Origin of the sequence: Microcystis sp. M20BS1 (assembly GCF_020245305.1) — a bacterium.
GTDB lineage: Bacteria > Cyanobacteriota > Cyanobacteriia > Cyanobacteriales > Microcystaceae > Microcystis > Microcystis ichthyoblabe_A.
In genome coordinates this window covers 1-9,418 of record NZ_JADBUZ010000209.1, presented here as the reverse complement: position 1 = coordinate 9,418, position 9,418 = coordinate 1, and the positions used below count along the sequence as shown (strand labels likewise).

General features: G+C 42.4%; 11 protein-coding genes. 3 read left to right on the top strand and 8 right to left on the bottom strand.

All coding sequences use genetic code 11. From position 1 onward, the window contains the following. Positions 1-344 precede the first annotated feature (344 nt). Positions 345-1,265 carry a LysR substrate-binding domain-containing protein gene (locus tag IM507_RS20070; RefSeq protein ID WP_042790466.1) on the bottom strand — a complete coding sequence of 307 codons (921 nt, stop codon included), beginning with the start codon at positions 1,263-1,265 and terminating at the stop codon, positions 345-347. 147 nt (positions 1,266-1,412) lie between these two features. On the opposite strand from IM507_RS20070, the gene IM507_RS20065 reads away from it, so the two are divergent. Together IM507_RS20065 and IM507_RS20060 are read left to right on the top strand one after the other, a co-directional pair. Further along, the gene (locus tag IM507_RS20065; protein WP_190538220.1) at positions 1,413-2,096 is read left to right on the top strand and encodes a cadmium resistance transporter; all 684 of its coding nucleotides are present in this window, start codon (positions 1,413-1,415) and stop codon (positions 2,094-2,096) included. 336 nt (positions 2,097-2,432) lie between these two features. Continuing rightward, on the top strand, positions 2,433-2,867 hold the full coding sequence (locus tag IM507_RS20060) for a YidH family protein (protein WP_002734854.1): 435 nt from the start codon (positions 2,433-2,435) through the stop codon (positions 2,865-2,867). A 10-nt stretch (positions 2,868-2,877) separates the two neighbouring features. Here the strand turns inward: IM507_RS20060 and IM507_RS20055 are convergent, their stop codons facing one another. Then, a complete protein-coding gene (locus IM507_RS20055) occupies positions 2,878-3,675 on the bottom strand; it encodes a sulfite exporter TauE/SafE family protein (protein ID WP_002733781.1) in 798 nt (265 codons plus the stop codon). Between the two features lie 274 nt (positions 3,676-3,949). Here IM507_RS20055 and IM507_RS20050 point away from each other — a divergent pair, with 274 nt between their 5' ends. Further along, positions 3,950-4,954, top strand: coding sequence for a sulfate/molybdate ABC transporter ATP-binding protein (locus IM507_RS20050; protein WP_002733329.1), 1,005 nt, complete (start codon positions 3,950-3,952; stop codon positions 4,952-4,954). Between the two features lie 190 nt (positions 4,955-5,144). Here IM507_RS20050 and IM507_RS20045 read toward each other — a convergent pair whose 3' ends face one another. From IM507_RS20045 to IM507_RS20020, 6 genes are all read right to left on the bottom strand, one after another. Continuing rightward, on the bottom strand, positions 5,145-5,315 hold the full coding sequence (locus IM507_RS20045) for a DNA adenine methylase (RefSeq protein ID WP_002732828.1): 171 nt from the start codon (positions 5,313-5,315) through the stop codon (positions 5,145-5,147). 17 nt (positions 5,316-5,332) lie between these two features. Further along, positions 5,333-5,731 carry a helix-turn-helix domain-containing protein gene (locus IM507_RS20040; protein WP_002731548.1) on the bottom strand — a complete coding sequence of 133 codons (399 nt, stop codon included), beginning with the start codon at positions 5,729-5,731 and terminating at the stop codon, positions 5,333-5,335. Positions 5,732-5,777: 46 nt separating this feature from the next. After that, positions 5,778-6,614 (bottom strand): hydrogenase nickel incorporation protein HypB, encoded by an 837-nt coding sequence (gene hypB, locus IM507_RS20035; protein WP_002732030.1) that lies wholly within the window; start codon positions 6,612-6,614, stop codon positions 5,778-5,780. Then, positions 6,605-6,949: a hydrogenase maturation nickel metallochaperone HypA/HybF gene (locus IM507_RS20030; RefSeq protein ID WP_002732104.1), complete on the bottom strand. Its 345-nt coding sequence runs from the start codon at positions 6,947-6,949 to the stop codon at positions 6,605-6,607. The genes hypB and IM507_RS20030 overlap by 10 nt, the downstream gene beginning before the upstream one ends. Before the next feature lie 147 nt (positions 6,950-7,096). After that, positions 7,097-8,167: a hydrogenase expression/formation protein HypE gene (gene hypE / locus IM507_RS20025; RefSeq protein WP_190538218.1), complete on the bottom strand. Its 1,071-nt coding sequence runs from the start codon at positions 8,165-8,167 to the stop codon at positions 7,097-7,099. A gap of 105 nt (positions 8,168-8,272) precedes the next feature. Next, positions 8,273-9,070 (bottom strand): Rpn family recombination-promoting nuclease/putative transposase, encoded by a 798-nt coding sequence (locus tag IM507_RS20020; protein ID WP_069475229.1) that lies wholly within the window; start codon positions 9,068-9,070, stop codon positions 8,273-8,275. Positions 9,071-9,418: the final 348 nt, after the last annotated feature.

Here is a 9,418-nt window from a genome sequence, read left to right as displayed (position 1 = left end):
GATACTGATTAACCTTTTCTTTCTTCTGGTGTCCCCTAGGTCTGCCTACTGTAATTCTTGGGCTGCCCATTTCTCCATTTTTTTGCTCACCTCCACCTTAATTCCTTCTTTCAAAACTATACCTATCAATCGTTTCCCCTTTTTTTAAGTTTCTTCTCTTTTTGTTAAGAAAGATCTGACTAATGGATAGCTTATTAACGGGGGACTAAGGGGGGATCAGAGGCAAAATCTATCTTCAATTTAATTATAACTACTTACTTATAATCTCTCTTTTTTAACAAAAAATAATTTCCCCTACATAGCTTGATTTTTGCTCAGGTTAATTTTTGGTGACTTCTATCAGATCACAACATCTGCTCGAAAACTTGACAGACCCGGGGTTGAAAGCGCTGACGGTGTTTTATTTTTAAAAAAGGGCGCGTAAATTCGAGATAGCGAGGGGATAAACCGGAAGTATCGATGACTCGAATTGATCGCAATGTGCCTAATTGTAATTCCTTTTGAACCATCAATTCGGAAATGCCGGCAGCTGCCGAACTATTCTCGATAATCGCTTTCACCATTTCTCCAGTATTTAACAGCAAAGTCACCTTTAATGTGCGTAAATCGATACCCCAATTCCGTAGCGCTTCCTCGAATCTTTGTTGAGTTCCCGATCCCGATTCTCGCATTACCCAAGGGGTTTCCACTAATTCCGGCAATTCGATCGCTTCTCTTTTATACCAGGGATGAGAACGTCCGACAATAATTAATAGGCGATCGCTGCCGACGATCTCCTGTTCTAAACAATTTGTTAAATCACTCTTGACTTCTCCCTCGATTAATGCTAGGTCAAAACGTCCGTTAGCCGTACCCAGACAGATTTCTTCCGTATTAGCTAGGGTGCAGTTGATCTTAATTGCCGGATAGCGCTCCTGAAAATCGCTAATTTTTGCCGGCAGCCAATAGTTACCAATAGTCAAACTCGATCCTAATTGTAGTTCTCCCCGTTGCAAGTCGTTAAATTCCGCCAATCCCCTTTCTGTCAAAGTTACCTGGGTAAGAATGCGTTGCGCTTCTAATTGCAGTAAACGTCCTGTTTCCGTGATCTCGATATGACGACCGACGCGATGGAATAATTTCACCCCGTATTCACTTTCTAGGGAGGCAATGGCGGCACTGACGGCCGGTTGGGTGATATATAAAGCTTCTGCTGCTTTGGTGAAGTGGAGATGTTCAGCAGTCGCGAGAAAGATTTCCAGTTGATCTAGGGTCATTCTGGCCATGGCAAGGAGTTTTTCCGTCTCTATTGGTCTTTCCATCATTTTAATTTATTAAATCAACAAGAAAGAATATTTGATTTTATTAATAGCTCTTTCTAGAGTGGAAGTAGGGCGATCGAGACCAGAAGAGCCGATTAAGAAAAAAATCCTATGACTACCATGATTACTGCCATATCCACAGCAATAGCGGCCTTTATTGCCACCAATCTCGATGACATCCTGATTTTGACGATTCTTTTTACCCAGGTCAATAAACTTTTTCGCCGTCGTCATATCGTTATCGGTCAGTATTTAGGCTTTATCCTGCTAATTTTGGCGAGTTTAACTGGCTTTTTCGGGAGTTTCTTAATTCCGGCTCAGTGGATTCGTTTTCTCGGTCTGTTGCCTGTGATTTTCGGGATTCGGAGTCTCTGGCAGCGAGAGGAAACCGAGACGGATAATCCTCTGGAGGTGACTGTAGAATCAGCACCTTCTTCTCCTTTGGCGGCCTGGTTTTCCCCTCAAACCGGCGCTGTGGCGGCAATTACCATCGCCAATGGTAGTGATAATATCGGCATTTATCTGCCGCTGTTCGCTAGTAATACCTGGCCAAATTTAGTCACTATCGTCAGCGTTTTTCTCATCTTGGTGGGTGTTTGGTGTTTTACTGCTCATCAGTTGACTAAATTACCGGCGATCGCTAATTTAATTACCAGTCACGGCAGCCACTTTGTCCCCTGTGTGTTGATCGGTTTGGGTGTATTTATAGTCAAGGAAAGTCTTCCCCTCGCTTTCTTGGCCCTATCCTTAAGCTATGGATGGGAGCTTTTCCAGCAGCAAGCAGAATCTATTTAGGGTTTGCGGCAAAAGGTTTTTCCTGGGGGCAGGGTGTAGGGTGTAGGGTGTAGGGTGTAGGGTGCAGGGTTTTACCCATTTTCAGGTAAAAAGTCCAGGAATTTTCCCCCCGATCCCTCCAATGTCCGGTACTTTTGGATTTCAAAAAGGTCTAAAAGTCTTATCGAACAATGTTTTTAGATTTATTCAGCAACCCCTATTTAATTTTTGATTCAATACAAATACATTTAAAAAGAGATTTTAGATTTTTTCCATACCATCTATAACTCAAGTGCCATAGAATAACATCATCTTCTCAAGTGCTCCCCTTGAAACGGACCCCCAGTCATCTCGATCATGTTATTTTTTCTCAAATCACCAGTGACGGAAAGCAAGACCAGCATTAAACCGAAAAAAGTCAATCCCAATCGAGTCCGCGATCATCTGGCCAATGAACGCACCTATCTGTCTTGGATGCGAACGGCGATCGCATTAATGGGTTTTGGTATGGTTATCCTGCGTTTACGGGCCTTTCATCCTCCTCTGGTTCCCCGGCCCGGTTATGGCTGGAAATTAGGCTTAATGTTTGCTTTAGTGGGTTTATTGACCGTATTTTTGACCACAGCCCATTATTTTACAGTCAGACGAGATATAGATGAAGATACCTACGAACCAGCCGATCGATGGGTGGTACTATTTAGTTTAGCGATCGTCATTCTCGGTGCGGGAATTATCTATTTTGTCGCCACCAGTCCCGATCTGTTGATCGGTAGTATGATGACTTTCGAGTAAACTCTGGGGATTAGGTGGGTTGGAGTAAGCGCCAACTGACCGTGACTAGAACCGTATAAAGCAGTATTTTTAGGGCATTTTTGGGCAAATATTCCGATAATCTTGCTCCCACTACCACCCCCGGTATCCCACCTAACCAGATGGGAAGTACCAGATTCCAATCTACCGTTCCTAATCCCAGATGACCGATGGAAGTACAGGTTAAGAGGATGGACGCTTGCGATAGATCTGTACCGACTAATTTGCGAGAATCAAGCTGAAAAAAGGTCATCAAGACCAATGCAAACAAGGAACCACTGGAAATACTGGTTAAACCGACCAAATAGCCTAAAACTGCCCCTAATATCGTTGTTTTTATCTGACCGGAGCGAGTGGTTAAATCTAATTTTGGCCAGGACCAAGGGGACAAATCGGGAAAAAACAAGGAGATTAGTAGTTCTAGGGCCGCTAGGACAGTTACGATCATCAAGACAAGACCGATGATATGGGGCAACCATTGATCGAGATTGAGGGAGCTATTCTGCTGAAAATAGCGAAAACCGACTAATCCTAACAGAGAACCCGGTACACTGCCAATTACCAGCCATTTTACCACCTCTAACTCGATCGTCTGCTGTTGCCAGTGACGAACGGTGCCGACCACTTTCATCAACCCGGCCGCCACCACATCGGAACCCACTGCGGTGGTAGCGGGAACCTGAAATACAAAGATCAATAGGGGTGTAATCAAGGATGAACCACCAATTCCCGTTAATCCCACGATAATTCCGATAAAAAAGCTAAATATTGCCAATAAAGAATAGTCCATTTTTGCCTCAGTCGTCTCTCTTCTCTAGTGCGTTTCTGGTCGTTAATGGACAAAATTAGTTAATTAAGCCTTTAAAAAAGTAAAAAAGAGTAATAGTAAGCTTTTATCGCTGTTTAATCTTTTTAGTCTCCGTTTATAACCAGTAATCTCCCGAATCGAAACTTAATTTTCTTGCTATCTTGTAAAATGTAATTGTATTTTAATACGACTGCGATTAAATCATGGTTAAAATACGGTCAAACCCTATACATTTTTTGCCAGAGGATTAGCCACCGTGAGTATCATCATCGAGCAAGTATCGAAAAAATTCGGCACCTTTACCGCTTTAGACAACATCAATCTAGAGATCAAATCGAATCGTCTGGTGGCACTGCTGGGGCCGTCTGGTTCAGGAAAAACTACTCTCCTGAGAGCGATCGCAGGATTAGAACCCCCCGACACAGGCAAAATTATCATCAACGGCAAAGACACAACCCATTTAAACGTCAGAAAAAGGAATATTGGCTTTGTTTTTCAGCATTATGCGCTTTTTAAACACCTGACGGTGCGTCAGAATATCGCTTTCGGTTTAAATATTCGCAAAGCTACCCCGAACTACATTCAAAAACGAGTGGACAATCTCTTGAGTTTAATTCAATTGCAGGGATTAGGCGATCGCTATCCGTCCCAACTATCCGGGGGTCAACGTCAACGGGTTGCCCTGGCCCGGGCCTTAGCGGTGGAACCGGAAGTATTATTATTAGATGAGCCTTTTGGGGCCCTGGATGCCAAAGTTAGAAAAGAGCTCCGGATTTGGTTGCGACAGTTACACGAGGAAGTCCATGTCACCAGTGTTTTCGTCACCCACGACCAAGAGGAAGCCATGGAAGTGGCCGACGAGATCGTAATTTTCAATGAGGGTAAAATCGAACAGGTGGGAACTCCCGATCGAGTGTACGATCATCCTGCCTCTGCTTTTGTGATGAGTTTTATCGGCCGGGTGAATGTTGTACCACCAACCTCGGCTGCACTGTTCGAGCAGCTTGGGGGGGGTACTAACGGAGTCAAGATTTTTATTCGTCCCCACGACCTGGAAATTCTCTCTTCTCCCAATGGGTCTAGCATTGAGGCAAAAGTCGAGCGCATTATCCATCTGGGTTGGGCCATCGATGTGGAATTAATTCTACCGGATCGCTCTCTTCTGATTGCCCATCTGAATCGAGAACAACTGGCTCAACTGCACCTCAAGGTCGGGGAGCAAGTTTATGTTCGTCCTCGGGATGCTCGCGTTTTTGCCTAAAAGTCAGCCTTATTGTTAGCACCTGACGAAGGTCCTAATAGGTGTAGGGTCATGAATGCACACGGCTGCTGGTAGCTTCGCATCATGTACCTACACACCCTCAGGAGTCTTATGCAAATAATACTAAATCCGTTGAGTATAGGCTACACATCAGGACAGGCAATAGATAATCAGCTTTTAATAACTAGATTTAGTATAAGGCCTTTTTGGGTTGTAAATTAAAAGCTACTAACCCCAGACCACAAAAGGGTTCTATCCAGCGATCAAAGTTTTGCTGATCCGCTAAACTTTTGGTCGATGATACCAGTTTAGTTTTGATACCTTGACATTTAATCGGGGGAACAATGACGGTTGTTTTCATTAACAACTAATAGATAATTAAATGAATACACCGGGGTAAACATTGAAAATCTCTCCTAAAATTTTACCTTGAGCTTTACTAATCGATCGCTTGCCATTAACAATTTCTGAAACCACACCCTTAGAACCAATTTTACCAACTAAATCAGCTTGTTTCCTGTTGTTAGCTGACATTAAGTGTAATAATACTTCCTGGGGTGAAGCTGGTTCGGGTTGAGGTTGTTTGGCATCAAAATCCTTAATAATTGTCGCCATTAATTTAACCATCGCGGTTTCTTCTGGTAGTCGATCCTGTTTACTAATTAGATTAAGGAGAAGATGACGCACTTGCTCATATTCTTCTTCATTTTCAATAATCTTGGGTTGAAATTTAGTCAACAGTTGATTATAAATATTGTCATCAAGTGCTAGAGTCATTTTTCTTTCGGTTAGACTGAACTTTTTGGGTGTGTTACTACTTAACTTAAACCAGCGATTTTAACCAACCGTACCAAGCATCTAAACCTTCTCCTGTGGTAGCGGAAACTTGAAAAACTTTCAGATTGGGATTAACCTGATAGGCGTAATCTAAACAGCGATCGAGGTTAAAATTAACATAGGGCAGTAGGTCTATTTTTGTCAAGATCATGACTTGAGAAGCGTGGAACATATAGGGATATTTAATCGGTTTATCTTCCCCTTCGGTGACGGAAAGAATGACGACTTTGGCATTTTCTCCTAAATCAAATAAAGCAGGACAAACTAGATTACCGACATTTTCGATCATGACTAAAGAATTCATCGGTGGATCGAGTTCGATTAATCCTCTCTCTACCATTGATGCTTCTAAATGACAACCTGTTCCGGTGTTAATTTGGATAACCTGACAACCGGTTTCACTAATTTTTTGAGCATCATTAGCTGTAGCTTGATCTCCCTCAATCACACTGATAGGAATAGCGGTTTTTAAATCGGCAATTGTGCGAGTTAACAGGGTAGTTTTTCCCGAACCGGGGGAAGAAACCAGATTAAGAGCAACAGTTTTTCTACCCTTCAACCAACCACGATTTTGTGCCGCTAACAGATTATTTTTTGCCAGCAGATTTTGCTCAACTTGGAGAATATTACCATGAATTTGAGCGTGAATTTCCGCAGGATGATGGGGATGCTCATGATCGTGAGCGTGATCGTGAGCATGATCGTGAGCGTGATGGCTATGACTAATAACAGTACCATCGGCTAAAATATGTTCATGGGTTCCCGTTTGCGGATTAGTTACCGTTACTTCCGAGTTATCAGAACAACCACAGGTTACACACATAAGGATTCTGTCTCCAACGATTTAAGATTTAATTCTTGACCCTGTAAAATGATTATATTGCGACTACCACATCGATCGCAGATTCCGTAGGGATATTCTAGTTCTAGCTCATTTCCGCAATCTTGGCACTGTCCTAAACCGGAAATTTCCAGAATCTCTAACATTGCCCCCTCTATATTAGTACCTTGACAACAGGTATCAAAACAAAAAGCGATCGATTCTGGCATAATTGCCGTTAGTTTACCAATCTCTAACACCACGCGCTTAACTTTCATTCCTCGGGAATGTTCTAAAGCAAGTTCGATAATATTTTGGGTGATTCCTAGTTCGTGCATTTTCAGTTATCAGTTATCAGTTATCAGTTATCAGGGAACAGGGAACAGGGAAATTTCAACTAAAACCCCAAAACCCCAAAACCCCAAAACTCCAACTATCTGTTTTTTTAGTTTTCACTTTTTCCTTTAAAACTGTCTCCTGTCTAATTAACATATTCTCGGTAATTGTTCACCGACTAACATATCGAGAATCCTTTTAGTGCCGAAAGCGGTTTTTAAGTAAACTAAATTGGGGGGAGAAGCGACGACTTCCCCGATACAAGCGGCATTTTTACCGTCAGGATGGGAACGCATCACTGCTAAAACGCGATTTTCTGCCTCCGGAGGCACGACAAGGACTAATTTGCCCTCGTTTGCCAGATAAAGCGGTTCTAAGCCCAATAATTCGCACATTCCTCGCACTTCTTCCCGGATGGGGATCGCCGTTTCCTGCACCTCTATTCCCACCCCTGAACTTTGGGCAAATTCGTTTAAAACCGTGGCTAATCCGCCTCTAGTGGCATCCCGCATCGCTTTAACTTGTGGGCAAACGGCCAGAATTGCAGAAATTAAAGAATTCAGGGCTTGACAATCGCTTTCGATTGTGCATTGTAGGTCTAATTCGCCCCTGGCAATCAGAATGGCGGCGCCGTGATCCCCCAGAAAACCGTTCAGCAAAATGCGATCGCCAACTTGTAAATTATTCGCCCCGGAATTGATTCCGGCTGGAATTACTCCCACTCCAGAGGTGTTAATAAATATTTGATCTGCTTGTCCCCTGGAAACGACTTTTGTATCACCGGTGACGATTTTTACCGCTGCTTTTTCGGCGGCTATTTTCATGTTGGTAACGATGGTTTTTAGGGTGTCGATAGATAAACCTTCTTCGAGGATAAAACTACAACTGAGATAGAGAGGAATTGCCCCACCGACAGCCAAATCATTAACGGTTCCATTGACTGCTAAACTGCCAATATCACCCCCGGGAAAGAATAGGGGAGAAACCACATAGGAATCGGTGGTAAATGCCAAGCGATCGCCTATTTTAGCCAAATCTTTAATTTCAAATCGGGCTTGATCTTCAAGGGTTGCCAGTAGGTTATTATCAAAATTATTAACAAATATCTCATTAATTAAATCCCGCATTGCGCTGCCACCACTGCCATGGGAGAGAGTGATATTTGTGTCGGTAATTTTTGTTTTTTTTAATTTTAAAGAAGCTGAAGGAGTGCTAGTCATAGGTGAGGTAGGAAGTTTTTATTTTGGCGAGTCGCTGGTCGATAGCAAATTAGGTTACACTTTATCTTGATCAGAAACGCTGTCATAGCTTACTGCTAGATTAGCTTAATGGGTTTCTGGTATTTCTCGCACTTTTTCTACAGTTAAGTCCAAGGCTTGAGCAATTTGTTCTACCGTTAAACCTAAAGCCAATAAACGCGGCACAGATTCTAGTTTACCTTCCAATTTACCTTCCAGTTTACCTTCCAGTTTACCTTCTTCTCGAACGTCTTGAAAATAACGGGTTTGTTTCAGTTCATCTAAACTAAACATGGCTTCTATCTCCCGGCGACTTAGACGTGGTAATTTATAGATAAGGATCGTTTCTATTAATTGTAGGAGGTTTTGCGGTTGGGTAAATTCAGTTCGCACTCGTGTAATAAGTTGTTTGGCTGTTGCCACTGCTTGATTTTCTTTAGCAATAATTAATTTTATGGTGGCAATACCCAGGGAATCTTGATTAATATCATCTAGTTCATCTAAATAGATTCGCGTCACTCTCCCAGATGTCAATAAGTCTTGATAACGTACAATCTTATCTGATTCTACCCGACGATGGGGATAAATGACCACCCCGCGCCAATCATTGTTAAAAGCAGTTTTACTGAGATATAGGAAGATTTCAGCAAAGAAACGGCCATAAAAATTCTGATCATCTTGAAATTGCACCTCGCAGAAATAAATAGGAATGCTAGGATTGGTAATATTGGGCAAAAATACGCCATCAATACGAAAAGCTAGTTGCTTGATTTCGACGGAATCAAAGCGGTAATTCTCTGCTTCTCTGGGAGAAAGGTTGATTAATTCAAAGAAAATTGACGGATAAGATTGAAAAAGATCATAAAAAATACTGTCGGTTTTCATGCCCGGACTTGTGGTGTAAACTATGCAAAAATGTAGAGATAGAGAGTTTTCCTACTAATTAGCCTGATTATAGCAGTTATCTTTGCCAAAACCAATGCTAAAAGCCGATCCGGGAAAAGCTAAGTAGGTAGGTGTTAAAAGTTGTCAGATACCCCCCTTATCAAGGGGGCAGGGGGGATCCCTCCACCTATCGGCACCCCCCTTATCAAGCTATCCCTTATAGGGATCTTTCTTAACAATTTTTGCAGTAAGCACTCCAACCCTTATCCTGACTTGATTTCAGTTTTTTCTTTGTTTTGTAAGGGTGTCAACAAGGAATATTACAAATTGTTAACCGAGTCTTGAAAG

Excerpts from the sequence above, each read along its gene's own strand:
- IM507_RS20070 (WP_042790466.1), bottom strand. The coding sequence starts at position 1,265 with ATGGCCAGAATGACCCTAGATCAACTGGAAATCTTTCTCGCGACTGCT.
- IM507_RS20065 (WP_190538220.1), top strand. The coding sequence starts at position 1,413 with ATGACTACCATGATTACTGCCATATCCACAGCAATAGCGGCCTTTATT.
- IM507_RS20060 (WP_002734854.1), top strand. The coding sequence starts at position 2,433 with ATGTTATTTTTTCTCAAATCACCAGTGACGGAAAGCAAGACCAGCATT.
- IM507_RS20055 (WP_002733781.1), bottom strand. The coding sequence starts at position 3,675 with ATGGACTATTCTTTATTGGCAATATTTAGCTTTTTTATCGGAATTATC.
- IM507_RS20045 (WP_002732828.1), bottom strand. The coding sequence starts at position 5,315 with ATGAAAACAACCGTCATTGTTCCCCCGATTAAATGTCAAGGTATCAAA.
- IM507_RS20040 (WP_002731548.1), bottom strand. The coding sequence starts at position 5,731 with ATGACTCTAGCACTTGATGACAATATTTATAATCAACTGTTGACTAAA.
- hypB (WP_002732030.1), bottom strand. The coding sequence starts at position 6,614 with ATGTGTGTAACCTGTGGTTGTTCTGATAACTCGGAAGTAACGGTAACT.
- IM507_RS20030 (WP_002732104.1), bottom strand. The coding sequence starts at position 6,949 with ATGCACGAACTAGGAATCACCCAAAATATTATCGAACTTGCTTTAGAA.
- hypE (WP_190538218.1), bottom strand. The coding sequence starts at position 8,167 with ATGACTAGCACTCCTTCAGCTTCTTTAAAATTAAAAAAAACAAAAATT.
- IM507_RS20020 (WP_069475229.1), bottom strand. The coding sequence starts at position 9,070 with ATGAAAACCGACAGTATTTTTTATGATCTTTTTCAATCTTATCCGTCA.